Annotated in this window: 19 protein-coding genes; 8 read left to right on the top strand and 11 right to left on the bottom strand. The window is 69.9% G+C overall.

Going from position 1 to position 25,375, the window contains the following annotated elements:
• The first annotated feature begins 85 nt into the window (after positions 1–85).
• Positions 86–1,708 (top strand): thiamine pyrophosphate-dependent enzyme, encoded by a 1,623-nt coding sequence (locus tag RUR_RS22580; RefSeq protein ID WP_283137152.1) that lies wholly within the window; start codon positions 86–88, stop codon positions 1,706–1,708.
• 148 nt (positions 1,709–1,856) lie between these two features.
• Here RUR_RS22580 and RUR_RS22575 read toward each other — a convergent pair whose 3' ends face one another.
• The 5 genes from RUR_RS22575 to RUR_RS22555 are packed head-to-tail and all read right to left on the bottom strand — an operon-like array spanning position 1,857 to position 7,824.
• Positions 1,857–2,966 carry an ABC transporter substrate-binding protein gene (locus RUR_RS22575; protein ID WP_283137151.1) on the bottom strand — a complete coding sequence of 370 codons (1,110 nt, stop codon included), beginning with the start codon at positions 2,964–2,966 and terminating at the stop codon, positions 1,857–1,859.
• Positions 2,963–4,045, bottom strand: a complete 1,083-nt coding sequence (locus tag RUR_RS22570) for an ABC transporter ATP-binding protein (RefSeq protein ID WP_283137150.1) — start codon at positions 4,043–4,045, stop codon at positions 2,963–2,965. The genes RUR_RS22575 and RUR_RS22570 overlap by 4 nt, the downstream gene beginning before the upstream one ends.
• A 5-nt stretch (positions 4,046–4,050) precedes the next feature.
• Positions 4,051–5,778: an ABC transporter permease gene (locus RUR_RS22565; RefSeq protein WP_283137149.1), complete on the bottom strand. Its 1,728-nt coding sequence runs from the start codon at positions 5,776–5,778 to the stop codon at positions 4,051–4,053.
• Positions 5,775–6,776, bottom strand: coding sequence for a DODA-type extradiol aromatic ring-opening family dioxygenase (locus tag RUR_RS22560; RefSeq protein ID WP_283137148.1), 1,002 nt, complete (start codon positions 6,774–6,776; stop codon positions 5,775–5,777). Before RUR_RS22560 ends, RUR_RS22565 begins: the two co-directional genes overlap by 4 nt.
• Before the next feature lie 31 nt (positions 6,777–6,807).
• Complete coding sequence (locus tag RUR_RS22555; RefSeq protein WP_283137147.1) at positions 6,808–7,824, bottom strand: amidohydrolase family protein; 1,017 nt, start codon at positions 7,822–7,824, stop codon at positions 6,808–6,810.
• A gap of 210 nt (positions 7,825–8,034) precedes the next feature.
• On the opposite strand from RUR_RS22555, the gene RUR_RS22550 reads away from it, so the two are divergent.
• From RUR_RS22550 to RUR_RS22535, 4 genes are read left to right on the top strand one after another with little or no spacing between them, the layout of a single operon-like run.
• Positions 8,035–9,042 (top strand): flavin reductase, encoded by a 1,008-nt coding sequence (locus RUR_RS22550; RefSeq protein ID WP_283137146.1) that lies wholly within the window; start codon positions 8,035–8,037, stop codon positions 9,040–9,042.
• Entirely contained in the window at positions 9,039–10,460 is a 1,422-nt protein-coding gene (locus tag RUR_RS22545; protein WP_283137145.1) for a 4-hydroxyphenylacetate 3-hydroxylase family protein, read from the top strand. The genes RUR_RS22550 and RUR_RS22545 overlap by 4 nt, the downstream gene beginning before the upstream one ends.
• A 40-nt stretch (positions 10,461–10,500) precedes the next feature.
• Positions 10,501–11,448 (top strand): amidohydrolase family protein, encoded by a 948-nt coding sequence (locus RUR_RS22540; protein ID WP_283137144.1) that lies wholly within the window; start codon positions 10,501–10,503, stop codon positions 11,446–11,448.
• Positions 11,445–12,653, top strand: a complete 1,209-nt coding sequence (locus RUR_RS22535) for an Nramp family divalent metal transporter (RefSeq protein ID WP_283137143.1) — start codon at positions 11,445–11,447, stop codon at positions 12,651–12,653. Before RUR_RS22540 ends, RUR_RS22535 begins: the two co-directional genes overlap by 4 nt.
• A gap of 78 nt (positions 12,654–12,731) precedes the next feature.
• Here RUR_RS22535 and RUR_RS22530 read toward each other — a convergent pair whose 3' ends face one another.
• Positions 12,732–15,053, bottom strand: a complete 2,322-nt coding sequence (locus tag RUR_RS22530) for a phosphoketolase family protein (RefSeq protein ID WP_283137142.1) — start codon at positions 15,051–15,053, stop codon at positions 12,732–12,734.
• Positions 15,054–15,197: 144 nt separating this feature from the next.
• Between RUR_RS22530 and RUR_RS22525 the strand changes: the two genes are divergently transcribed.
• Positions 15,198–15,632: a pyridoxamine 5'-phosphate oxidase family protein gene (locus RUR_RS22525; RefSeq protein ID WP_283137141.1), complete on the top strand. Its 435-nt coding sequence runs from the start codon at positions 15,198–15,200 to the stop codon at positions 15,630–15,632.
• On the opposite strand, the gene RUR_RS22520 is transcribed toward RUR_RS22525, so the two are convergent.
• The gene (locus tag RUR_RS22520) at positions 15,622–17,334 is read right to left on the bottom strand and encodes a sensor histidine kinase (RefSeq protein ID WP_283137140.1); all 1,713 of its coding nucleotides are present in this window, start codon (positions 17,332–17,334) and stop codon (positions 15,622–15,624) included. The genes RUR_RS22525 and RUR_RS22520 overlap by 11 nt on opposite strands.
• Before the next feature lie 87 nt (positions 17,335–17,421).
• On the bottom strand, positions 17,422–18,141 hold the full coding sequence (locus tag RUR_RS22515) for a tyrosine-protein phosphatase (RefSeq protein ID WP_283137139.1): 720 nt from the start codon (positions 18,139–18,141) through the stop codon (positions 17,422–17,424).
• 146 nt (positions 18,142–18,287) lie between these two features.
• On the opposite strand from RUR_RS22515, the gene RUR_RS22510 reads away from it, so the two are divergent.
• Positions 18,288–21,098, top strand: a complete 2,811-nt coding sequence (locus tag RUR_RS22510; protein ID WP_283137138.1) for an FAD-binding and (Fe-S)-binding domain-containing protein — start codon at positions 18,288–18,290, stop codon at positions 21,096–21,098.
• 34 nt (positions 21,099–21,132) lie between these two features.
• On the opposite strand, the gene RUR_RS22505 is transcribed toward RUR_RS22510, so the two are convergent.
• The 3 genes from RUR_RS22505 to RUR_RS22495 form a co-directional block, all read right to left on the bottom strand.
• Positions 21,133–21,963, bottom strand: coding sequence for a universal stress protein (locus RUR_RS22505; protein ID WP_283137137.1), 831 nt, complete (start codon positions 21,961–21,963; stop codon positions 21,133–21,135).
• A 213-nt stretch (positions 21,964–22,176) separates the two neighbouring features.
• Positions 22,177–22,797 carry an HNH endonuclease family protein gene (locus RUR_RS22500; RefSeq protein ID WP_283137136.1) on the bottom strand — a complete coding sequence of 207 codons (621 nt, stop codon included), beginning with the start codon at positions 22,795–22,797 and terminating at the stop codon, positions 22,177–22,179.
• A 246-nt stretch (positions 22,798–23,043) separates the two neighbouring features.
• Positions 23,044–23,880: an endonuclease/exonuclease/phosphatase family protein gene (locus RUR_RS22495; protein WP_283137135.1), complete on the bottom strand. Its 837-nt coding sequence runs from the start codon at positions 23,878–23,880 to the stop codon at positions 23,044–23,046.
• Positions 23,881–24,268: 388 nt separating this feature from the next.
• On the opposite strand from RUR_RS22495, the gene RUR_RS22490 reads away from it, so the two are divergent.
• Complete coding sequence (locus RUR_RS22490; RefSeq protein ID WP_283137134.1) at positions 24,269–25,108, top strand: methyltransferase domain-containing protein; 840 nt, start codon at positions 24,269–24,271, stop codon at positions 25,106–25,108.
• Positions 25,109–25,375: the final 267 nt, after the last annotated feature.

Genomic DNA, 25,375 nt, shown 5'->3' with positions numbered 1-25,375 from the left:
CTGATCCGCCCTGGTGCCCGGCACAGGCGCCAGGATCCCCCACCGGGGCGGATCAGCGGATATTCACCACCTTGTGAGGAGTTCAATGGAGATGACCGGCGGCGAGGCTCTTGCTCGCCAACTCGTGAATGAAGGGGTGACCCGGCTCTTCGGCGTGCCGGGCGTCCAGCTCGACTTCGCCGTCGACGGCCTCGCCAAAGTCGCCGATCAGCTGACCTTCCACAACACCCGCCACGAGCAGGCCGCGTCGTATATGGCGGACGGATATGCCCGCACCACCGGCGACGCGGGCGTCTGCATGGTGGTGCCCGGCCCCGGCCTCCTCAACGCGATGGCGGGCCTGTCCACCGCCTACGCCTGTTCGTCGCCCGTCCTGTGCATCGCCGGGCAGATCCCCTCCTCCATGATCGGCCGGGGCCTCGGCATGCTGCACGAGGTCCGCGACCAGACCACCACCTTCGGCACGGTCACCAAGTGGACCGGGAGCGCCATGAGGGCCGAGGACGTGCCGCGTCTGGTGCATGAGGCGTTCCAGGTGCTGCGCTCCGGCAGGCCGCAGCCCGTCGGCATCGAGATCCCGCCGGACGTGCTGTCGGCCGTCGCCGACGTCGACCTGATCGGCACTTCCGCCGTCGGCACCCCCGCCGTCCCCGACCCGGCCCTCATCGCCAAGGCGGGCGCCTTGCTGCGCGGTGCCGCCCGGCCCGTGCTGTACGCGGGCGGCGGCGTCCTGGCCGGCGGGGCGTGGGCGGAACTGGCCGAGCTGGCCGAGGCCCTCGGCGCACCGGTGGTGATGAGCCAGAACGGCCGCGGCGCCGTCGACGAACGTCACCCGCTCGCCCTCACCAGCCTCGGCGGACGCGAGGTGCTGCCGGAGGCCGACGTGGTGCTGGCCGTGGGCACCCGCTTCCTCATGACGATCGGCAGGCCGGTGGGCACCTCCGGCAAACTGATCATGCTGAACGCGGATGCGGGCGATCTGGGGGCGCCCCGCGTCGCCGAACTCGACATCCTGGGCGACGCCCGCCTCGGCCTGGCCGCCCTCCGCGCCGAACTGCCGGAGGCGACGCGGGAGCCGTGGGCGCGACTGGACGGGATCCGCGACGACTGCCGCAAGCAGATCGCGGAGATCGAGCCGCAGGCGTCCTATGTACGGGCGCTGCGCGCCGCCCTCCCCGAGGACGGCATCCTGGTCAACGAACTCACCCAGGTGGGCTACCTTTCGCAGATCGCCTTCCCGGTGTACGGCCCGCGCACCTATGTGTGGCCCGGATACCAGGGCACCCTCGGCTACGGCTTCGCCACCGCCTTGGGCGCCAAGGCGGCCTCGCCCGACCGGCCGGTGCTCTGCGTCACCGGCGACGGCGGCTTCGGCTGGAACATGCAGGAGCTCGCGACCGCCCGCAAGTACGGCATCGGCCTGGTCACCGTGGTCTTCGACGACGGGGCCTTCGGCAATGTGAAGCGGACGCAGAAGCAGCGGTTCGAAGGCCGGGTCCACGGCACCGAGCTCAGCAATCCCGACTTCGTGAAGCTGGCGGAGGCGTTCGGCGTGACGGGGGTACGGGCGGAGACTCCGCAGGCGCTGGAGGGGGTCGTGCGGGAGTCGCTGGCCGCGGGCGAGCCCGCGCTGGTGCACGCCCCGGTGGGCGAGATGGACGGGGCCTGGCACCTGATCCACGACTTCCTGGCCGGACCGCGCCGCTGACCTCGGCCTCCGGCAATGCCGAACGGGCCCGCTCCGTCGACGGAGCGGGCCCGTTCGGCTATGCCCGGAACCTGCCGGATGTCACGGACAAGCACGGCGCCGCCGCCGGTCGTGGACCGGCGGCGGCGTGACGGTGGCGTGGAACGCCTTACTTGAAGATCTCCTTCATGAGGTCGAGCGTGGCGTTGAAGTTCTTTTCCGACTCCAGGAACGGGGGCTTCTTCACCACCTGGATCTGGTCGATGCCCGGGTAGCCCGTCGGGCCGGGACTGCCGGGACGGGAACCCCACAGACCGGCCTGGGGGACCAGCCCCATGGCTTCCGGAGTGAACATCCAGGTCTCCAGCAGCCGGGCGGCGTTGGGGTTGGGGGCACCCTTGAGGATGCCGTAGTAGGTGGTGGTCATCGGGGTCGGCCCGTCGAACGGAAACACCATGTGCACCGGAGCGCCCTTGGCCTTGGCGGCGTTGTAGGAGGAGAAGCCGAGCCCGGGGGCGATGTCCCGCTGCCCGGAGACGACGGCCTGCATGGCGAGCTCGGAGCTGTCCACGATGAGCGGGTCGTTGGCGGCCACCTTCTCCACCCCGGCCCGGTCGAACACGGCGCTGAACATCATGTTGGCGATGCCGTCGACGAGTGCCCCGGGTTTGCGTGGGTCCGCCGTGACGATGCGGCCCTTGTACTTGGGGTCGCCGAGCTGTTCCCAGCTCTTCGGCGCCTCCTCGACCTTGATCTTCTGAGTGTTGACGACGAAGCCGATACCGCCCAACTGGTTGGCGAAGAACCGCTTCTCCGGGTCGGCGAACTGGTCGCTCATCCCCTTGGCGGTGACCGGTTCGAAGACGTCGAGCTTCCCGGCCACGCCGTAGTCGATGACGGTGGTGCCGGTGTGGACGAGGTCCCCGACCCGCTTACCGGAGGCCTCCTCGGAGTTGACCTTCTGGTCGAGGGCGGGACCGAAGGCGGGCACGCCGACGACCTGGATGCCGGGGAAGCGTTTGGCGAAGACGGCGTAGACGGGCTTGAGATCGGCTTCCACGGGACCGTAGACGGTCACCTTGGTCTCACCGGCGGCCACCGCCTTCTTGTACAGGTCCTGCATGGCTGTGACGGCTTCGGCTCCGCCGAGGACCTGGGCGTCCTTGGTGAGCAGGTCGGCGGCGGCGAGATCATGGGCACCGGTTCCCGCCCCACCGCCGCAGGCGGTGAGGAGGGCGGCACCGACGAGGAGTGTCAGGGTTTTGACGGCGTGTTTCATGGCGACTTCAACCCAACGATGTGTTCCGGAGGGATACGCGCCCACAGACGCGATCCGATGTGGCTGTCGAGGGTCCCGTCGGGGGCGGCCTTGCGGACGATGAGACGCAGACCGTTGCCCTCCAAGGCGTACTCGACTTGGTCCCCGAGGTAGACATGGTTGACCACGGCGAATTCGCCGTGGTCAGCACGAGGTTCCGTGGCGATGCCGATGTGGCAGCCGCGGACGGCGAGTGTGACGGATTCGCCGGTGCCAAGACCTCCTTGGTGCCGGAATTTGATGGTCAGGTCCCCTACTCGGGCTTCGTAACCCTGGGACCAACCCCCGCAGACCACGCCGGTGTGGATGTTTTCAAACCCCACGAAATCGGCGACGAATCTACTGGCGGGTGAGGTGTAGATCTCCTGCGGGGATCCTGTCTGCTCGATGCGGCCGTCGTTCATGACGACGATCCGGTCGGACAGGGTGAGTGCCTCCAACTGATCGTGGGTGACGTAGATGGAGGTGGTTCCGATGCTGCGGTGAAGCCGGAGCAGTAGGTCGCGCATCCGGCCGCGCAGCTTGGTGTCGAGGTTGGAGAGCGGCTCGTCGAACAGCAGGAGCCGCGGGTCCGCGGCCATGGCCCGAGCCAGGGCCACACGCTGCTGCTGACCACCGGAGAGCTGAGACGGTGAGCGCTGGGCGTAGTCCTCCAGCCGGACCAGGGCCAGGACCTCCATGACCCGCTGGGCGATCTCGCTTCGGCTCCGCCGCTGCATCCTGAGGGGGTAGGCCACGTTGCCGAAGACGGTCATGTGCGGCCAGAGCGCATAGCTCTGGAACACCATGCCGAGTCGGCGCCGCTCAGGCGGCGTGAACAGCTGCCGCTTGGCGGATACGACGCACTCCCCGCCGATGTGGATGTCCCCTTCCGCGGGAGTCTCCAGGCCGGCCACGCAGCGCAGCGTGGTGGTCTTGCCGCAGCCGCTCGGGCCCAGGAGAGTGAGAAACTCGCCTTCCTCCACCACCAGGTCCAAGCCGTCCACGGCGGTGGCGTCGCCGAATCTCTTGCTCAGGCCGTTGATCTCTACCTTGGCCATGTCGATTACCTCGTGCTTTGTCCTGTGCTAACAGAGCGGGCCCTGACTTTGAGCATGCGGCGGCGGTACAGCAGACCCACTGCGGCGATGACCGCCACCACGGCCAGGAGCACGCAGAAAGCGGCGGCGGCCAACGGTGTGCGTCCCTGCGTGTACAGCTCGTAGACCACCACGGGAATGGTCCTGTTGGTGGAGGTGGACATGAGGATGGGCACGTCGAAGCTGCCGGAGATGACCAGCGCCGTGACGAACCAGCCGCTGATGAAGCTGGGCAGGATGAGTCGGCCGACGATCCCGACCAGCGCCCGCAGCGATGTGGCGCCGCTGGTCCGGGCGGACTCCTCCAGCTCATGGCTGAGCTGGACGATCGCGCCCTCGGCGACCCGTCCGGCGATCGGGGTGACCGTGACGATCAGCGCGATCATCAAGATCCACACTGTGCCGTAGATCTCCCGCAGCCCGGGGATCGACAGGTACGCCCACGACATCGCCAACCCCAGCACGATGCCGGGCAGCGCCCACGGCAGCCAGGTGGCGAAGGTGATGACGCGGGTGAGCCGACCGGGGTGGCGGCGCACCACGTACTGCAGGGCGACCGCGAGCAGCATGGCGATCAGGCCGCCCACGATCGACACGGTGAGCGTCGCCTGGAAGGCCGAGACGATGTCGGGCTCGGCGAACAGTTCGCGGTAGTTGTCGAAGGTGAGGGCACCGTACAGTCCGAACACGGGTTGCAGGGAGCCGAGGATGAGCTGGGCGAGCGGCAGCACCATGGCCAGCAGCCCGTAGACCACGATCGCGGCGACGCAGACGTGGCGCCATGGGCCGATGTCCCACGGCTCCTGCTGGTAGGCCTTGCCGGTGACCGTGGTGAACTGCCGTTTGCCCAGCACGCGGCCCTGCGCCCACACGAGCACCACGGTGATCGCGACCAGGAGCAGCGACAGGGCGCTGGCCTGGGCGTAGTCCGGGGTGGCCGAGTTGTAGAGGTGGCCGAACAGGTGGGTGGGGAAGACGGTGATGCCGGCCGGGACACCGATGATGAGGGCCGCGTCCAGGGAGCTGAGCCCGACCACGAAGCCGAGGATCAGGATCCCGGTGATGGCCGGCGCCAGCACCGGGACGTTGATCCGGAAGAACGTGCGCATCCGGCTGGCGCCGGAAACGAACGAGGCCTCTTCCAAGGACCGGGAGAGGGCGAGGAACGGTCCAATGAGGAGGATGTAGGAGGAGGCGGTGGACTTGAGGGCGATGACCATGATCAGCCCCCACCAGGAGTTGACGTTGATCGGGGACATCCCGAAGAGCGCCTCGAACGGCTTGTTCAGCAACCCCACGTCGGGGTTGCCCAACATGCCCCAGCTCAACGCGAAGAACAAGGTGGGCATCGCGAACACGAACAGCATGATCGGGGTGACCAGGCCGCGCAGCGGCGAGGTCGTGCGGGCCACCACCCAGCAGAAGTAGACCGCCAGCGCGGTGGAGATGAGCTTGGTGGAGACCGCCAGGACGACGGAGCTCCCGAACGTGCTGTAGGTCGCCGGGTCGGCGTAGGCCTCGAGGAAGGGCGCCGTCGACCACTCGCCCGGCAGTCCCGGCGGCGACGTGCGGAACGCACCGGCGATCAGCATGATCACCGGGGACACGCAGAGAACGCAGACCGCCACGACCAGCAGCACGATCCAGAGCCGCCGCGTCAGTGCGGGGATCCGGGCCGACTTCCAGCCGGTCACCGCCACGCCGTGAACCCCATCGCGTTCCCGGTGCCGGCCTCAGCCCGGTAGCAGGGCACGTAGTCGACGAGTTCCAGCACGGACCCGGTGCCGGACATCGCCCCGGCCACCACGATCCAGTTCCGCATCTCCGACGAGCCCGACTCCAGCCAGGCCGGCGAGATCTCGGAGAGGTACCGGACGTCGTCGTCGGCGAGGGCGCGCAGGAACTCCTGGTCGAACTCCTCGTCCACCACGAAGTGTGTCAATCCCCCCGAGGCGATGAACGCCACCCGCTCGGCTCCGGGGGAGCCCTCGACGGCGCGGCGCAGCGCCTGCCCGAAGGCGTAGCAGCGGGCGGGTGTCGGCTGGTTCGGCGGGTAGAAGGTGTTCACGAAGATCGGAATCATCGGGTACGGGCGGCGCATCACCTGCTGGAAGACGAACCCCCAGCCGTGCGGCAGCCCGTGGTTGCCGTGCTTGCCGGCCGGAAGCCGGTCGGAGGCCGCGACGTCGAACCCGTCGCCGATCAGCGAGGCGATCATGTGCCCCGCCAGGTCCGGCGCGCACTCGCGGACCTCCGGCCGCTCCGGGACGTAGCCGCGGGCGGAGACGGCGAGGCCGGGGCCCATGGCGGCGAGTTCCTCGTCGGTCAGCGGCAGGTGGTCCACCTGCGCCCCGTGGAAAACGCCGAACGAGGGCAGCAGCTCGTCCCCGAACAGCTCCTTGTGGTCGCTGCTCACGATGACGACGACGTCCGGGGCCACCTCGTCGAGGATCTCACCCAGCCGGTCGAGGGCGGCCCGGGACGCGGCGTGCCGCTCCTGCCGCACATCCAGAGCCACTTCACCCGCGAAGTCGGGACGGGCGGACCGAAGGTCGGCGTAGGTCCAGGTCTTCCCCTGGTACTTCAGGCCGGTGCTGCGCCGGTCCGCCGCGGCCCGCTGGTCCCAGTCCTTGGGAGGGGTGTTGAGCAGCGGGCCGTGGGAGGTCCCGAGGCCCAGAACGATCTCCGCCATTAGTCGCTCCACTCCGAGTCGGTCAGATTCCTCATTCGAACGAGCCGAAGAGGGCGGTGGCATTGCCGGCGAAGATGTCGGCCCGGTCCTCCTTGGAGAGCCAGCCGATGTCCTCGATCAGCAGGTGGATGTCGTCGAACCAGCGCCCGTTCTCGGGGTTCCTGGCCGAACCGGTGCCGGGCTTCTCCGAGCCGTAGAGACAGCGGTCCACTCCGACCGTGCGGATGAGCAGCTCGAGGGCGTCCTGGGTGTAGAGGCAGGTGTCGAAGTGGAGTTTGCGGAGCCGTTCGATGAAGGTGCCCAGCTCGGGACGGCGCAGCGCCCCCGGCATGAACCGCCCCGCCTGGTAGGGGACGGCCCCGCCGCCATGGGAGACGATCAGCTTCAGGTCGGGGAAGTCCTGGAAGACCGGGGAGTTCACCAGGCTGATGGTGTTGATCGTCTCCTCCACGATGAAGTGGAGGCTGTAGGACTCGCGGGCAGGGGGTTTGCAGCCCGCCGAGTGGATGAGGGCGGGGACGTCCAGTTCGCACAGCACCTCGTAGACGGGGTACCAGTAGCGGTCGCCGAGCGGGGGCTTGGGCGGATAGGTGCCCTCCATGGGATCGGGGTTGAGCATGGCGCCCACGAAACCGAGCTCGGTGACGCAGCGGCGGAGCTCGCCGGTCCACTGCTCGGGGCTGAACGAAGGGCTCTGCGGCAGCCCGGCCATGCCGCGGAAGCGCTGCGGGTAGAGGTCGCAGGCACGCTTGATGAGGTCGTTGGTCTCCTCGGTGTACCACTGGACGAGCTTGGCGGGCTCTTCGCTGTGCATCGCCTGGAAGGGCCTCGGTGAGAGGACCTGGACGTCGATGCCCGCGTCGTCGAGGTGGCGCAGGTGGGAGATGCCGCCGAAGAACCTGCTGTCCTCCTCGAACGCCTCGCGGATGCGATCGTCGCCGACGGCGACCTTTCCCCTCCCGTGCGCGCCTCGGTGGGACAGCAGGCTCGCCTTGTAGGCGGCGAGTTCTATGGGCGCGCTCACATGCGCATGGATATCGATGATCATCGGGGATGGGCCACCTCTCCGAACGTCTTGCCCATACCTGGCCGCAGAGCCCCGGATCCACGGCACAGCTAATGTATAAACATTATTTGTTTAGCCCGTCCCCTTGTCAACGGCCGATATCGCAGGATGGCACGCCCACCCCGCTTTGCAGAAGGGGTCCGTTGACATAAAGGTCATATGTTCATATGGTTCGAGCCCAGGAGGTCCACGATGATCGATCCCCTCGCCTTCAAGCAGGCCGCCCGCCGGTTCGCCTCAGGCGTCACCGTCGTCACGACCCTCGTCAGCAGCGAGGAGGGCGAGTCCGGGCCCGTCGCCGACTACGGTGTCACCGTCTCGTCCTTCGCCTCGCTCTCCCTCAATCCCCTGCTCGTCACGGTCTCGCTCGCCTCCTACAGCCGGCTCCTCACCTATGTGCGCGCCTCCGGCCGGTTCGCCGTGAGCGTACTCCGCTCCGACCAGCAGGCGATCTCGCAGTACTTCTCCAGCCAGGGACGTGACCCCGAGCCCGGCCGCTTCACCGAGGTAGCCACCCGGCGGGCCCTCACCGGTGCTCCGATCATCGACGGCTGCCTCAGCTACTTCGACTGCGAGCTGCACGACCTCCTCACCGGCGGCGACCACACGATCATGGTCGGCCGGGTGGTCTCGGCAGGCGGAAGCCCGGTCGAGGAGGAGGCCCGCTCCGCCCCCCTGCTCTACTACGACGGCGCCTACTGCATGCTCGCCGACGCCCTCGCCGTCCAGCTCCGCCTCACCGGGATCACCGCCCGGGAGATCATCGACGCCCAGGCCGCGATCGAACCCGTGACCGCCGCGCTCGCCGCCGAAAACGCCACGGCCGAGCAGCTCGACCGGCTCGCCGCGCTCATCGACGAGGCCGACGAGGCACTCGACGACCCGGTTCTCTTCACCGAGCTCGGCATCGCCTTCCACATCGCGGTGGGCGAGGCCTCAGGCAACCGGGCCCTGGCCGGCACCCTGGCCGCCCTCCGCCGGGAGAAGCAATCGCTGCTGGAGCCCCGCAACACCCCCGAGCGGGCCCGGCGCGCCCACGAACTCCACCGCAGAATCCTCGACCGGATCAGGGCCGGCGACGCCGACGGCGCCCGGGCCCTGATGGCGGGCCATGTCAGGCTCGTCGGCTCCCAGGTCGTACCCGCTCCACCCGCCGGTGTCACCACCGGCCCAGAAATGCCCACATCGGAGGAAAAATGACCACGCAAGGCGCACTCACCGGGAGTCGCTACCGGGAATCGCTTCGCGACGGCCGGGAGGTCTGGCTCGACGGCAAGCGCATCGACGACGTCACCACCCACCCCGCCTTCAAAGGCACCGTCGACCGCTTCGCCGAGCTGTACGACATGCAGCACAACGACGTCATGACCTTCGTCTCCCCCGAGACCGGGAACCGGGTCAGCAAGTCCTACCTGCTGCCCCGCACCTACGAGCAGCTCAAAGAGAAGTACGCCAACAGCCAGGCGTGGATGCGCAACTCGTGGGGGCAGCTCGGCCGCTCCCCCGACTACATGGCCAACATCACCGTCGGCCTCTACGACTTCGCCCCCGAGCTCGGCGAGTTCGGCCCCAACGCGGTCGCCTACCACCGCTACTGCATGGAGAACGACCTCGCCCTCACCCACGCTATCGGCGACCCGCAAATAGACCGTTCCAAAACCCCGCTCGACGATCCCGACCTGGCGCTGCGCATCGTCGAGGAGCGCGCCGACGGCATCGTCGTGCGGGGTGCCAAGCAGCTGGCCACCCTCGCCCCCTACTCCCACGAGGTGTTCTGCTACCTGTCGGCCTCCTTCGCCCGCCGCGGCGCCTCGGAGTTCGTGATCTGGTTCGCCCTCCCCATGAACACCCCCGGGCTCAAGACCGTCTGCCGCGAACCGCTCGGCGACCACACCCACGGCCACAGCCACCCCTTCGCCCGCCTCTACGACGAGCAGGACGCCATGCTCTTCTTCGAGGACGTCTTCGTCCCCCGGGAGCGGATCTTCCTGCTGCACGACGGGGAGCTCGCCATGCGCGGGCTGGGCCGCATCACCCCCTGGGCCTCCTACAGCTCCCACGTGCGCTTCCAGGAAAGGATGAAGACCGCGCTCGGTGTGGCCGCCCGCTGCGCCGACGCCATCGGGGTGAGCGGCTTCCGGAACATCCAGGAGATGCTCGGCGAGATGACCGCGATCGTGGAGCTCAGCCGGCTGCTCACCGTCGCCACCGAGGCACAGCACAAGGTCACTCCGGCGGGCCTCGTCCAACCGGTCGGCTCCACCGCCATCGGGTACTTCTCCGCGATGAGCTCCGGCCGGGTCGCCGACCTCCTCCGCAAGATCACCGCCTCGGGCCTGCTCATGCAGCCCAGCGAGGGCGACCTGGAGAGCGCGGAGCTGCGCCCCCTCCTCGACCGCTACATGCGCGGCAAGGACATCGGCGCCGCGGAGAAGTCCCGGCTGTTCCGGATGGCCTGGGACCTGGTGGGCGGCGGCTTCGGGCAGCGGCAGGAGCTCTACGAGTACCTGCACCGCGGCGACCCGTCCCGCAACCTGATCAACCTCTACCTGCGCTACGACCGCGGCGAGGTGGACGAGCGGATCGGCAAGCTCATCTCGGCCCCCATCCCGCAGTAGCCCCCCCGCCCCCGCGCCACGCGTCTCCAAGGAGCCGGTTTTGAAGATTGTCGACGTGCACACGCACATGCTGAGCCACGAGTACCTTGAGCTGCTCGCGGAGCCGTACACCCTGGTGGACGGCATGGTGCACCGCGGGGGCGCACCGTTCCTCACCCTCACCCCGGCCATGTTCGACTACGACCTCCGCCTCGCCGCCATGGACGCGGCCGGGGTGGACACGGCGATCGTCTCCCTCACCTGCCCCAGCGTCTACTGGGGCGGTGAGGAGCTCAGCCTTCGCGCCGCCCGGCTGGTCAACGACCAGATGGCGGCGCGGAGCGGCGATCGCATCCGCTTCCTCGCCACCCTGCCCTGGCAGTATCCGGACCTGGCCGTGGCCGAGCTGAAGCGCGCGGTGGACGCCGGGGCCGTCGGAGTGATGGTGCTCGCCAACATCGACGGGGCCAGCCTCACCGACCCGAGGTTCACCCCGGTGTGGGAGGCCGTCGACCTGCTGGGGCTGCCGGTGCTGGTCCACCCCACCACGCCGCCGGGGGTCGAACTGATGGACATGGGGCGCTACCACCTGGCCTGGAGCGCCGGTTTCACCTTCGACACGACACTCGCACTGTCCCGCATGATCTTGGACGGCTTCTTCGACCGGTACACCCAACTGAAGATCATCGCAGGCCACGCCGGCGGCTACCTGCCCTTCCTCATGGGCAGGCTCGACGTCGGGCACCGTACCTGGGAGTCGGCGCGGGCCGCGATCGCCGAACGCCCCAGCGGCTACACCGACCGCATCTACGTCGACTCCATCGTGTACGACCCCCGTGCCCTCGACCTCACCGTCTCGGTCTTCGGTGCGGACAACGTGCTGTACGGCAGCGACTTCCCCCACAAGAACGGCCACATGGAGGAGATCATCGACCTGGTCCGCGGCCTGCCCGGGAACCAGGCGGAGCGGATTCTCGGCGGAAACGCGGAAAGGATCTTCCGTCTGTGACCACCACCGCGCCTGCGCCGACCGCGGGCGTCAGCCGCCGCCTCGCCGCCATGGGTCCCGCCTTCATCGTCGCCGTCGGATACGTCGATCCGGGCAACTGGGGCACCGACATCGCCGCCGGCGCGGAATACGGCTACACCCTGCTGTGGGTGCTGGTGCTGGCCAACGGCATCGCACTGTTCCTGCAGTACCTGTCCGCCAAACTCGGCATCGCCACCGGCTCCCACCTGGCCGAACTGCTCGGCGCCCGCCTCGGCCGGACGGGGCGGGCGATCGCCCTCGCCGCGACCGCCGTCATCCTGCTCGCCACCGAGGTCGCCGAGTTCCTCGGGGTGGTGCTCGCCCTGCACCTGCTCCTCGGCGGCCCCCTGGTGCTGTCCATCGTGCTGGGCGTGGTCCTGGTGCTCACCATGTTGAGCGTCGCGTCCGGCAACCGGGCCCTGGAACGCGGCATCGCGCTGCTCCTCGGCGTCATCGCCGCCGTGTTCGTGGTCCAGGTGTGGCTCAGCGACCCCGGTCTCACCCCCTTCACCGGGCTGGCCCCCAGCCTGCCGCCCGGCGCGGCCGCCGTCGCCGTGGCCCTCATGGGCGCCACGGTCATGCCGCACAACCTGTTCCTCCACAGCGGCGTCGTCCACTGGAGCAGGCCCGTCGAACGGTCGGCGGCGCTGCGCAGCGCCATGGTGTGCGCGGCGATCGCGCTCAACGGGGCGCTGCTCATCAACGCGGCGATCCTCATCGTCGCCGCGGCCACCCGCAGCGGCGCGGGAGTGCCCGAGACCATCGGCGAGGCCGCGCTGTCCCTCGAACCCGCCCTGGGCTCCTTCTCCGTCTTCGCCTTCGGCATCGGACTGCTCGCGGCCGGCCTGGCCTCCACCGCGACCAGCGGAATCGCCGGGCAATTCGCCATCGAGGGGCTGACCCGGTTCCGCCCGCCGCTGCTGGCGCGCCGCTGCGCCACGCTGGTTCCCGCCGTACTGCTCCTGCTCGTGGGGGTGGGCGAGGTGCAGGCGCTCATGGTGAGCCAGCTCGTCCTCGGTCTCGCCCTGCCGCTGGTCATCTTCGCGCTGATCCGCCTCACCGACACCGCCTCTCTCATGGGCGAGATGCGGATCCGGCCGGTGACCCGGCGACTCGCCTACTGCGTGCTGGGCTTCGTCGTCATCGCCGACATCCGGATGCTGCTGGATCTTTTCGGGGGGTGACCGGGCCACGCTCGGGGCCGGCGGGCGCCGGAACGGCCGACCTGGTCGTCCCGGAGCCCGCAGGGCGGAAGATCGCGCTCAGCCTTCCCACCCCCAGGTCCAGTCGCGGATCTCGGGGGTGTCCTCGCCGTACTCCCGGGTGTAGGCGCGGGCCTGAAGCCGGGCGTCGGCCATCCGCTGGCGCAGGTGGGCGGTGCGTGAGCCCAGGCCGGGCACCCGGTCGATCACATCCATGACCAGGTGGTACCGGTCGATGTCGTTGAGCATCGCCATGTCGAAGGGCGTGGTGGTGGTGCCCTCCTCCTTGTAGCCGCGGACGTGCAGGTTGTCGTGGCCGTGCCGGCGATAGGTGAGGCGGTGGATCAGCCACGGGTAGCCGTGGAAGTTGAAGATCACCGGCCTGTCCACGGTGAACAGCGCGTCGAACTCCGGGTCGGTCAGGCCGTGCGGGTGCTCGGTGTCCGGTTGGAGGCGCATGAGGTCCACCACGTTGACCACGCGGACCCGGAGTTCGGGCAGGTGCCGCCGGAGCAGCGCCGCCGCGGCGAGGGTCTCCAGGGTGGGCACGTCGCCCGCGCAGGCGAGCACCACGTCGGGCTCGACGCCCGCGTCGGTGGAGGCCCACTCCAGGATGCCCAGCCCCCGGGTGCAGTGCGCGATCGCCTCGTCCATGGTCATGAGGTCCAGGACGGGCTGCTTGCCGGCGACGATCACGTTGACGTAGTCGCGGGAGCGCAGGCAGTGGTCGGCGACCGAGAGCAGGGTGTTGGCGTCCGGCGGCAGATACACCCGGACCACCTCGGCCTTCTTGTTCATCACCACGTCCAGGAAGCCGGGGTCCTGGTGGCTGAAGCCGTTGTGGTCCTGCCGCCACACATGGGAGGAGAGCAGGTAGTTGAGCGAGGCGATCGGGCGGCGCCAGGGAATCTTCTTACAGCTCTCCAGCCATTTGGCGTGCTGGTTGAACATGGCGTCCACGATGTGGATGAACGCCTCGTAGCAGTTGAACAGGCCGTGCCGCCCGGTGAGCAGGTATCCCTCCAGCCAGCCCTGGCAGAGATGCTCGCTCAGCACCTCCATCACCCGGCCGTCGGGAGAGAGGTGGTCGTCGCCGGGGAGCGTCTGGGCGTCCCAGGTCCGCGCGGTGACCTCGAAGACCGCGGAGAGCCGGTTGGAGGCGGTCTCGTCCGGGCCCATGAGCCGGAAGTTCTCCGGGTTCCTCCGCATGAGGTCGCGGAGGTAGGTGCCGAGCACCCGGGTCGGCTCGCTGGAGGCGGTCGCCGGGGCCTTCACCTCCACCGCGTAGTCGCGGAAGTCCGGGAGCGCGAGGGGCCGGAGCAGTTTGCCGCCGTTGGCGTGCGGGTTGCCGCTCATCCGGCGCGGCCCGGCCGGGACGTCCGCCAGGATCTCCGGGTAGGGGCGGCCGTCGGCGTCGAACAGCTCCTCGGGCCGGTAGGAGAGCATCCAGTCCCGCAGGATCTCCAGGTGCCCGGGGTTGCTCCGCACCTCGTTCACGGGAACCTGGTGGGAGCGCCAGGTCCCCTCCACCTGCACGCCGTCCACCTCACGCGGCCCGGTCCAGCCCTTCGGCGAGCGAAGGACGATCATGGGGAGCGGCTCCCGCGAGCCCTCCCTGATCGCCGCGATCCGGTCGAAGACCTCGTCGAGGGTGCCGGCCATCAGCCGGTGCATCGCGGCGGGATCCTCCCCCGAGACGAGGTACGGGCGATAGCCGGCCCCCTCGATCAGTTTGATCAGCTGTTCCTCCGGGATCCGCGCCAGCACGGCGGGATTGGCGATCTTGTAGCCGTTGAGGTGGAGGATCGGCAGCACGATCCCGTCCCTGGCCGGATTGAGGAACTTGTCGGAGTGCCAGCTCGCGGCGAGCGGCCCGGTCTCCGCCTCCCCGTCCCCGATCACGCAGGCCACCACGAGACCGGGGTTGTCGAAGGCGGCGCCGTAGGCGTGGGCGAGGGAGTACCCCAGCTCCCCGCCCTCGTGGATGGAGCCGGGGGTCTCCGGGGCGACATGACTCGGCACGCCCCCGGGGAAGGAGAATTGCCGGAATAGCCTGCGCATCCCCTCGGCGTCCCGGGAGACGTCGGGGTAGTACCGCGAGTAGGTCCCCTCCAGCCAGGAGAAGGCGACGGCGGCCGGACCGCCGTGCCCCGGTCCCATGATGTAGATCATGTCCTGGTCGCGCTCGACGATGACCCGGTTGAGGTGGGCCAGGCAGAAGTTGAGTCCCGGGGTGGTCCCCCAGTGGCCGAGCAACCGCGGCTTGATGTGCTCGGGGCGGAGTTCCTCGGTGAGCAGCGGGTTGTCCAGCAGGTAGATCTGCCCGACCGACAGATAGTTCGCGGCCCGCCAGAAGGCGTCGATGCGCTGAAGTCCATCCATGTCCCTGACACTCCCCGAGCGCGCGGGGATCATGTAGGGACCTTGGTCCTCATCCTGCCGGGGAAAGCCCGCCATTGGGGAGATCGCAAAACTTGGGACCTTCGCCCCTAACGCGGGTCCGGTCCCAGGCGCAGGCTTGGCCTTATGAAACTCGACTCGGCCGGATTGGAGATCCTGACCCGGGAGGACTGTCTGGATCTGCTGGCCAGCGTGCCGATCGGCCGGATCGTCTTCACCGACCGGGCCCTCCCCGCGGTCCAGCCCGTCAACTTCCGGATGGACCGGGAGAGCATCGTGATCCGGGCCGCGGCCGGATCCAAGCTCGCCGCGGCCGCAGCGGGCTCCGTGGTCGCCTTCGAAGCCGACGACCTCAACGTCGACCTGGAGTCGGGCTGGTCGGTGACCGCGGTCGGGTACGCGCGCTGCGTGCACGACCCCGGGGAGATCGCCCGGCTCTCGCTGCTGCCGCTGCGTCCCTGGGCGCCGGGGAAGCGGGACGACTTCGTGGTGATCACGCCCACCCAGCTGTCCGGACGCCGGATCCCCCCGCCGATCGGCGTCCCGGCGTTCACCGGCTGAGCGGAACCCGCCAGCTCAGCCGGGTCCCCCGCGCCCCGGCGCCGGGCTCGATCGTGAACGTGCCGCCGAGTCGCTCCGCCCGTTCCCGCATGTTCCGCAGGCCGCTGCGGCGCCCGTCCGGGGCCAGGCCCACCCCGTCGTCGGACACGGTCAGGCCAAGCCACTCCCCGACCGCCTCCACCGCGACCTCGGCTCGGCTCGCCCTGGCATGCCTGACCAGGTTGGACAGCGCCTCGCGCAGCACGGCGAGCAGATCCTCGGCCACATCCTCGTCGACCCGGTTGTCCAGCTGCCCCTCCATCATCAGGCTCGGCATGAACCCCAGATGGCCCCGCGCCCCCTCCACCAGGGTGACGATCCGGGTGCGCAGGCTCGGCGCCCCCGTCTCATGCGGGACCTGCAGCGCGAAGATGGTCGAACGGATCTGCCGGATCGTGGTGTCCAGCTCGTCGATGGCGCCCTTCATCCGCGAGGCCGCCTCCGGGTGCTCCACCAGCCGGATCGTGCTCGTCAACGTCATCCCCACCGCGAAGAGCCGCTGGATCACCACGTCGTGCAGGTCCTTGGCGATCCGGTCGCGATCCTCCAGCAACCCGAGCCGCTCAGCGTCCCGCCGTACCTCGGCGAGTTCCATGGCGACCGCCGCCTGCCCGGCGAAGGAGTGCAGCATGCTCAGCTCCGCTCCGGCGAACGGGACCCGCCCCGGGCGCTTCCCCAGGGACATGACCCCGCGAACCGCCCCCGGCGCGCCGATCGGCACGGCGGCGGCGGGGCCGACGGTCAGATGGCCCGAGACCGGGCCGTCCTCCTCCGCCAGGTCGGCCACCGTGATCGGCTCCCCGTCGGCGAAGGCCCGCTCCGCCAGCGCGCCGACGGGATACCCCTCGATCTCACCGCTGTACTCGAAGACCTGGTCGCCGACGATCTCCACCCGGGGGACGAGCCCGGCCGTCCCGGAGGCCCCGCCGGGCAGGTGGATCGCCACCACGTCCGCGTCGGCCATCTCGGCGGCCCGCCGCGCCATCAGGGCGAGCACCTCCCGCGGCTCGGCGCCCGAGAGCAGGCTGGTGGTGACCGCCGAGGACGCCTGGAGCCAGATCTCCCGGCGCCGGGTCTCCCCGTACAGGCGGGCGTTCTCGATGGCGACGCCCGCCGCGGTGGCGAGCGCCACCACGATCGCCTCGTCCTCCTCGTCGAAGTCGCCGCCGCCCCGCTTCTCGGTCAGGTAGAGGTTGCCGAACACCTCCCCGCGCACCCGGATCGGCACCCCCAGGAACGTCCCCATCGGCGGGTGCCCGGGCGGGAACCCGTGCGACTCGGGGTGTTCGGCGATGTCGCGCAGGCGCAGCGGGCGCGGCTCCCGGATGAGCAGGCCGAGCAGCCCCAGGCCGTGCGGCCAGTGGTCGATCCGGGCGATCTCCTCCTCGGACAGCCCCACCGGGACGAACTGGATGAGGGCCTGGTGCGACCCGACCACGCCGAGCGCCCCGTAGGAGGCGTCCGCCAGCCGGGTCGCGGTCTCCACGATCCTGCGCAGCACCGTCTCCAGGTCGAGGTCGCCGCCGACCATGACCACGGCCTCCAGCAGGATGTGCACGCGGTCGCGGACGGCGAGCACCGCGTCCAGCCGTACCTGCAGCTCGCTCAGGAGCTCGTCCAGCCTCATCTGCGGCATCAGGGGTCCGGGTTCGGTGTCCGCCATGCTGGAAGTCTTCCACCACCCCGGACGGACCGGCCAATCGACCGTGTCCTGACAAGCCGGACCCGGTACGGCCGCCGGCCCCGAAGGCTAGGCGGCGACGAGCATCCTGGCGCGGAGGGCGGCCACGTCCTCGTGCGACAGTCCGGCCGTCCGCAGCAGACCGGGGATGTCCAGGGACTCGATCAGGGAGACGATGACCTCGCGGGCGGTCGTGTGGTGCCGGACCAGCTGCTCCTTGACCAGATGTCCTTGATCCGGCAAGCCCGCCGCCAGCCAGAGCGCCGGAAGCCGTTCGGCGCTCAGATCGTAGTCGTCGGCGATGCTCCCGGCGTCCACCCCGGCCAGGACCAGCAGCACCAGGGTGAGCAGCCCGGCGCGGTCCCTGCCCAGACCGGAGTGGATGAGCACGCCGCCCGGCCGGGCCCGGGCCACCGCCGCCACCGCGGCCACGCACCGCTCCGGTTTGAGCTCCAGGAAGGGCCGGAAGTACAGCGGTGTCCCGTCCAGCCCGTCGTCCAGGCAGTGCCGCCGGAATTGCGCGTCCGCGCGGTCGTGCAGCGGGACGTGCACGAAGGCCAGCTCGGGGGTGCCCCGCAACGCCAGCTCCCGCTCGTCGTCGTCGCGCAGATCCACGATCGTCCGGACACCGTGGTCGACGAGCGCGAACCGGGCCTCACGGGTGATCCGGTCGAGCTCGTCCGAGCGCACGACCGCCCCCCGGCGGATCGTATGCCCGCCGGCGGTTCGCATTCCCCCGAGGTCCCGCGCGTTGTAGCAGCCTTCCCAGTCCAGATGTCTGTCGGTCATCGTCGCTCCCCGTTGATCAGTAAGCCCGTCACACCATACGACGATCGTGATGAGAGTTACTTGTATGGGAATGACCGTTTCAGCGGGACGTCGACCACGTCCCCAAGATCCGGACGTGGCGCGTCGGCCGCCGGAGAGGAGGCGCCGTGATCGGCGAACACGAGTGGCGTACGGTCCTGCGGACCCTCCGGACCCGGCTCCGCGGCGAGGTGGACGACTCACCGCGCCGGCGGATCGAGTACTCCTCGGACGCCTCCAACTACCGGGTCCCGCCACGCGCCGTGGCCTTCCCGCGGGACGAGGACGACGTGATCGCCGCCGTCGGGATCTGCCGCGCCGCCGGGCTCCCGCTCACCTCCCGGGGCGGCGGCACCTCCGTCGCCGGAAACGCCGTCGGGCCCGGCCTCGTCCTCGACCACAGCCGGCACCTCAACCGGATTACGCGGATCGACCCCGAGCTCCGCACCGCGACCGTCCAGCCGGGCGTCGTCCTCGACGCGCTGCAGCGGGCCGCGGCGCCGCACGGACTGCGGTTCGGTCCCGACCCCTCCACCCACTCCCGCTGCACCCTCGGCGGGATGATCGGCAACAACGCGTGCGGAAACCACAGCGTGGCCTGGGGGCGGACCGCCGACAACGTGCTCGGGCTGGACGTCGTCGACGGTCTGGGCAGGCGTGCGGCCGTCGGCGCCGACCCGGAGGTCGTCCCGGGGGTCGAGCCGCTCATCCGGGCGAACCTGGCGGTGATCCGCACCGAACTCGGGCGTTTCAACCGGCAGGTCTCGGGCTACTCGCTCGAACACCTTCTCCCGGAGCGGACCCCGGACCTCGCCAAAGCCCTGGTCGGCACCGAAGGCACCTGCGCGGTCGTCCTCGGCGCGACCGTGCGCCTGGTCGAGCTCCCGAAAGCCGTCGCCCTCGCCGTCCTCGGCTACCCCGGCATGATCCAGGCCGCCGAGGACCTCCCGGCCGTGCTCGCCTGCTCGCCCATCGCGGTCGAAGGCCTCGACGCCCGCCTCGTCGACGTGGTCCGCGCGCGCCGCGGCGCCTCGGCCGTACCCGACCTGCCGCCCGGCGGCGGCTGGCTCTTCGTCGAAACCTGCGGCGCCGACCAGGCCGAAGCCCTCGCCCACGCCGAGCGCGTCCGCCGGGCCGCGGGCGCCCTCGGCTCCGTCGCCCTCCCCGCCGGTCCCGCCGCACGGGCGCTGTGGCGGATCCGCGAAGACGGCGCCGGGCTGGCCGGGCGGCTCCCCGACGGCTCCGCGGCCTGGCCCGGCTGGGAGGACGCCGCCGTCCCCACCGCCGCCCTCGCCCCCTACCTGCGGGAACTCGACGCCCTGCTGCGCGACCACGATCTGGAGGGGATCCCGTTCGGCCACTTCGCCGACGGATGCATCCACGTCCGGCTCAACCTGCCCATCGCCGACGACCCCGGGAGGTTCCGCGCCTTCCTGGTCGACGCGGCCCGGCTCATCGGCACCTACGGCGGCTCCCTCTCCGGCGAGCACGGCGACGGCCGGGCCCGCGGGGAACTGCTGCCGCACATGTACTCCCCCGCGGCGCTCGCCCTGTTCGCCGGGTTCAAGGCGTGCTTCGACCCGGACAACCTGCTGAATCCCGGGGTCGGCCCCGACCCCCGGCCGCTCGACGCCGACCTGCGCCTGGTCACGGTCGCCCCCATCCCCCGCGTCCCCGGCTTCGCCCTCCGCGAAGACGGCGGCGACCTGGTCGCCGCGGCGCACCGCTGCGTCGGCGTGGGCGCCTGCCGGGCGACCCGGTCGGTCGCCGGCGGCTTCATGTGCCCGTCCTACCGGGCGACCCTGGACGAGAAGGACAGCACCCGCGGACGCGCCCGGGTGCTCCAGGAGGTCGCGGGCGGCCAGCCGCTCGGCCGGGGCTGGCGCTCCGCCGAACTCGCCGAATCCCTGGACCTCTGCCTCGCCTGCAAGGCGTGCGGGCGGGACTGCCCCACCGGGGTGGACATGGCCAGGTACAAGGCCGAGGTCCTGCACCAGCGCTATCGCCGGCGGCTCCGGCCGATCACCCACTACACCCTCGGCCGGCTCCCGCTCTGGGCCGGGCTCGCCGCCCCGGTCGCCGGGCCGCTCAACGCGGTCGCCCGAATCGGACCGCTCCGACGGGCGCTGCTCCGCCTCGCGGGGGTCGACCCCAGGCGCGGGATGCCGGAGTTCGCCCGGGAGACGTTCACCCGCTGGTGGTCGCGCCGCGAGGCCCGGCGCAGGGAAGGGCAGCGGGTCCTGCTGTGGCCCGACACCTTCACCGACTACTTCTCCCCCGAAATCGGGCAGGCCGCCGTCGCCGTCCTCGAACACGCCGGATACGAGGTGATCCTCCCCGGCCGCCGGGTCTGCTGCGGGCTCACCTGGATCTCCACCGGGCAACTGGACGGCGCCCGGCGGAGGCTCAGCGCGGCCCTCGGTGAACTCGCCCCCCACGCCGAGCGCGGTGTCCCCATCGTCGGCCTCGAACCGTCCTGCACCGCCGTACTCCGCTCCGACCTGGCCGAACTGCTCCCCGGCGACCCCCGGGCCGACGCCGTCGCCTCGGCCACCCGCACCCTCGCCGAGCTCCTCGGCGGCAACCCGGCGCTCCCCCGGCTCGACGGACTCGACCTGGTGGTCCAGCCGCACTGCCACCACCACGCGGTCCTCGGCTTCGACCGCGACCGGCGGCTGCTCACCGACGCCGGAGCCCGCGTCACCACCGTCGACGGGTGCTGCGGCCTGGCCGGCGACTTCGGCATGGAGCGCGGCCACTACGAGATCTCGGTGGCCGTGGCCGAGAACGACCTGCTCCCCGCCCTGCGCTCGGCGTCCCCCGAAGCGATTCCGCTCGCCGACGGGTTCTCCTGCCGCCTCCAGGCGCAGCAACTCGCCGGGCGAAGACCCCTCCACCTCGCCCGGCTTCTCGCGTCGCGCCTGCCGCCCATCCCGTGATCACGGGCTTGGTCGGCCTCCGGCCGTACCGGCGCTACCGGCAGACGGCCACGGCGCATTCGGCGTGGTGGAGGAGGGCGTGGCTCACCGAGCCGAGGAACAGCCCGGCGAGTTCGCCGCGGCCGCGTGACCCGACGACCAGCAGGCCGGCGTCGGCGGACGCGCCGAGCAGCGCGTCGACCGGGTGGGCGTTCTCGACGAGCCCGACGACCTTGACGTCCGGGTATCGCTCCTGCCACGGGGTGAGGGACACCGCCAGGACGCGCTTCTCCTCCACCTCGGCGGTGCGCTCGGGGTCGGCCGGATCGAAGGGCTGCCTCCGCCAGGCCCGGACCGCGTGCAGCTCCACCCCGTACAGGGCCGCCTGCTCGAACGCGAACCCCAGCGCGGTCTCCCCGGCCGCCGACCCGTCGACCCCGACGACCACCGGGCCGCGGCGCTCGCCCCGCCCGTCGCGGACCACGACGACCGGGACGGCGCTCCGGCCGGACACGCCGAGCGCGACCGAGCCGAGGAGCAGCCCTCGGAATCCGCCGAGCCCGTGGTTGCCGACCACCAGCATCTCCGCGCCCTCGGCGGCCTGGGGCAGCAGGTCGCGGGGATCGCCGCCGAGCAGTTCGGAGTGGACCCGGACCTCGGGGGTCCGCTTCCGGACCAGCTCCACCGCGTCGTGCAGGACGGTCCGCGCCCCGTCGCGCATCCACGCGCCGACCTCGGCGTGCTCGGCGTCCACCGACATGGTGTGCGCCCAGCGCGGCATGACGTGGACCACTTGGAGCGGGGAGCTTCGCAGCTTCGCCTCCTCGGCCGCCCAGGAGACCGCCTGGAGCCCGGTGGCCGATCCGTCCACACCCACAATGATCACGTCTGTCTCCTTCACACCGCCGACCGGGATCTCGGTTCTTAAGTGTTGGTTATGGTGCTTTACACGATTCGTAGCGCTATGTGGTTTACCTTCCTGGTTTCCATACGTCGCCAGACAGAGACTTAAGGCGCGTTCCCCGAAGGACCTTGGTCCCGCCCCGCGCGTGCCCGTACGGCCGCCGGCGGGCGCCGTACGGGCATCGGCCGATCCGGATCAGCAGTGACCGAGCATCGCGGTCAACTCCGACTTCTCCGCGGCGTCCACGGTGAGGCCCCACTCATACTTGACGTCGATCCAGGCCCTGGCGTAGGTGCACCAGAACGAGGGGAGCGGCGGCTTCCAGGCGGCCGGATCCTTGTCGCCCTTGGCCTGGTTGACGTAGTCGGTGACCGCCCACAACTGGGCGTTGCCGAGATCGTTGGCGAAGGAACGCCGCTTGGCGGTCGTCCACGCGTGGGCACCCGACCGCCACGCCTCGGCCAGCGCGACCAGGTGATCGATGTCGATGTCCGAGGCCGCGTACCAGGTCGCCCCGTCGTAGGGGCTGAACCAGCTGCCCGACGTCGGATAGCAGCTGGAGTTGACGACCACGCCGGTCCCGTCCCGGCGCAGGACGGTCTCCCGGGTGTTGCAGCTGCCGGAGATCGTGATCCAGTGCGGGAACAGGCTCCTGTCGTAGCTGGACTGATTGCTCTCCGGCGCGACCGTGAGCGCCGCGAGTTCGGCGGCGGCGACCGACGCGGAGGGGATGTTCGGCGGAACCGCGTGCGCGGTTCCCTGGATGAGGCCGAGGCTCAGGGTGAGCGCGGCCAGGATGACGACGACTCGTCGCACGAGTCACTCCCTCTGCCGCCGATCCCGGCCAGGCTGGGGGGTTCCTGGACGTCTGCGAGATCAAGGCGACAGAAAGGACGGTGACATTTCTAGATAAAAGCGGAAATATCAGGTCCTGCCGATTAGTGGGGAGCCCGTTGGTCGGCCCTGCCGGAGCCGTTACCAAGCAAGCGCTTGACGTGCGGAAACAGACTCCCGACACCCCGCGCGACTCCGTGGGTCATCTTCAAACCCCGCGGATCGCCTTCAGGGAATCTTGACGAACCCCCACAGGTACTTGTGGTCCGACTGCATGGACGGGCGCACGTCGGCGGCCTGGGTCACGGTCACCGACTTGCCCACCAGCAGATAGTCGATCTTGCGGTTGAGCCACGAGTGGGTCACCGTCCCGGTCCGGCAGCCCGCCCTGATCGTGTTCACGCACGGGCTGGTGACCTCGCGCATCGTGCCGTGCGCGTTCTGCCCGTACCCCGCGTCGTAGAGGTTGTCGGTCGTCGAGGAGATCGGGATGTCGTTGAGGTCACCGCCGAAGAAGACCTTGTGCCCACTGGCGATGTAGGCGGAGAGCAGCTGTTTCACCCGCTGCGCCTCGGTCAGCCGGGCCTGCCGTTGCCAGCTCGCGGCACCGGTGGTGAGATGGGCCGAGCAGGCCACCAGCTTGCGGCCCCAGGACTTGAGGCAGAGCATCTCCCGCTGCTCCCGGCCGACCGGCGTGCCCAGCGCGTACGAGACCGGGTACTCCTCGAACCCCAGATCCCGCCGGGCGATGACGGCGTTCCCAAGCGGACTCCCGTGACGGCATCGGGCGCTGCGCCCCCGGCCGTTCGACACCGGATCGAAGACCACGTGGTAGTCCCGGAGCGCGGATTTCAGGTAGGACACCCAGTTGCCACAGGTCTCCTGAACCATGACGAACGCCGGACGACGCGACAGGACGCTGTCGACGAACGACGCCGGCACCGGACTGCCCTTCCAGCCGTGCACATGGTGGGCCCCCGCCATGTTGAACTGCCCGATCGTGTACACGGCGGCGGCGTCCGCCTCCCGGGGGATTTTTAATACCAAACCCACCAGGACACTCACAAACGCCAATAGGATGGAGATTTTTCGTGCAAAAAAATTAACATGCATAAGCGCATTTATGCAGAGTCGGCTCATGCATCTGAACATTTCCGAGCATCAGAGAGGAAATGCCATACATGACGAAATCCTTAGACTGTCTGTCGGAAATCGCCACCCTGACGGGCCCCGGATCCATCCACCGGGGCGGTACGGACCGACCGGGCCCGGCCCGCGGCGCCCGTACCCGCTCGACGACGGGCCTCACCCGGGTGACCTTTATCACTAGGCCCCACCGTCGGCGCCCGTCAGGCCCGTGACCTGAACGAACACCCCGAACCCGCCCGTCAACCGGCCCACAGGTTTACACAATTCGCACATCCGCCTGCGATCCGGGCTATACCTTTGGTGAGTGACCAGGAGCAACCGGCTGGCATCGGGCAACCCCCGGACCAGTGAGAACAGGATCGTGACGATCTCACAGTTCACCGATCCCGACGACAGCCGGCAGGTCGAGGCCCTCATCGAGTTCCTCGACCAGTTCGACCAACTCCCCCAGGCCCAGCAGGTCCGGCACCACACCCACGAACGACTCGGACCGGTCCAAGGCCGCGGCGTGGACGTCGGCTGCGGGTGCGGCCGGGCGGTGGCCGAACTCTCCGCCCGCGGACTCGACGTCACCGGGATCGACCTCAGCCCCCACATGATCGAGACGGCGCGCCGCCGGCTGCCCGACGAACGGTTCACCGTCGCCGACGCCCGCAAACTCGGCCTCCCCGACGCCTCCCTCGACTGGTACCGCGCCGAGCGGGTCTACCAGCACCTCGCCGACGCGGACTCCGGGCTGCGCGAGGCCTGGCGGACACTCGTCCCCGGCGGCCGGATCCTCCTCGCCGACCCCGACTGGGACACCTACCTGATCAACGCCCCCGAGTCGGCGCTCACCCGCCGGATCCTGCGCTCCTTCACCGACAGCCTCCCCAACGGCCGCGCCGGGACCCGCACCACCGACCAGCTCACCACGATCGGCTTCGTCGACGTCACCGTCTCCGTGATGCCGATGGTCTTCACCAGCCTGCCCGCCGTCCAGCGACTGCTCGTCGAGCCCGCCGTCGAGGCCGCTCAGATCGCCGGAGTGATCACTCCTGAGCAGTCCCGCGAATGGCTCGACGAACAGCACCGGCTGGAAGAGAAGGGCCAGTTCAACGCCACCGTGACCATGTTCGTCACCACGGCCCGCCGCCCCACCTGAATCCCTGTCCGGGTACCGGGGAACCGGCGGCATACGGAACAGAAAGGGGCGGTGGCCGCAGCCGGCGTGTGCCCCTTTGAGTCTGACAATCAGCCTGACGAATCGTTCCCTGGGCTGAACTCAATACTGGGACAAATCATCATTTATTAAGCACGTAGCGAGTATCGCGCTAATTCGTGCCATCATTAGAAACGTAACGTCGGGTAATTCCCGGGGTAATCCCTGGAGACCGTTTCCAGGCCGCAGAACGTCTGTCCCATCCCCCGT

The organism is Rhizohabitans arisaemae, assembly GCF_025996515.1.
Classification (GTDB): domain Bacteria; phylum Actinomycetota; class Actinomycetes; order Streptosporangiales; family Streptosporangiaceae; genus Rhizohabitans; species Rhizohabitans arisaemae.
Note: the sequence above shows the minus strand (reverse complement) of the source record. Positions and strands in the feature narration are given on the sequence as shown.

Bases quoted from the DNA above. Each gene is read 5' to 3' on its own strand.
- RUR_RS22580 (WP_283137152.1), top strand. From the start codon at position 86: ATGGAGATGACCGGCGGCGAGGCTCTTGCTCGCCAACTCGTGAATGAA.
- RUR_RS22575 (WP_283137151.1), bottom strand. From the start codon at position 2,966: ATGAAACACGCCGTCAAAACCCTGACACTCCTCGTCGGTGCCGCCCTC.
- RUR_RS22570 (WP_283137150.1), bottom strand. From the start codon at position 4,045: ATGGCCAAGGTAGAGATCAACGGCCTGAGCAAGAGATTCGGCGACGCC.
- RUR_RS22560 (WP_283137148.1), bottom strand. From the start codon at position 6,776: ATGGCGGAGATCGTTCTGGGCCTCGGGACCTCCCACGGCCCGCTGCTC.
- RUR_RS22555 (WP_283137147.1), bottom strand. From the start codon at position 7,824: ATGATCATCGATATCCATGCGCATGTGAGCGCGCCCATAGAACTCGCC.
- RUR_RS22550 (WP_283137146.1), top strand. From the start codon at position 8,035: ATGATCGATCCCCTCGCCTTCAAGCAGGCCGCCCGCCGGTTCGCCTCA.
- RUR_RS22545 (WP_283137145.1), top strand. From the start codon at position 9,039: ATGACCACGCAAGGCGCACTCACCGGGAGTCGCTACCGGGAATCGCTT.
- RUR_RS22530 (WP_283137142.1), bottom strand. From the start codon at position 15,053: ATGGATGGACTTCAGCGCATCGACGCCTTCTGGCGGGCCGCGAACTAT.
- RUR_RS22525 (WP_283137141.1), top strand. From the start codon at position 15,198: ATGAAACTCGACTCGGCCGGATTGGAGATCCTGACCCGGGAGGACTGT.
- RUR_RS22520 (WP_283137140.1), bottom strand. From the start codon at position 17,334: ATGGCGGACACCGAACCCGGACCCCTGATGCCGCAGATGAGGCTGGAC.
- RUR_RS22515 (WP_283137139.1), bottom strand. From the start codon at position 18,141: ATGACCGACAGACATCTGGACTGGGAAGGCTGCTACAACGCGCGGGAC.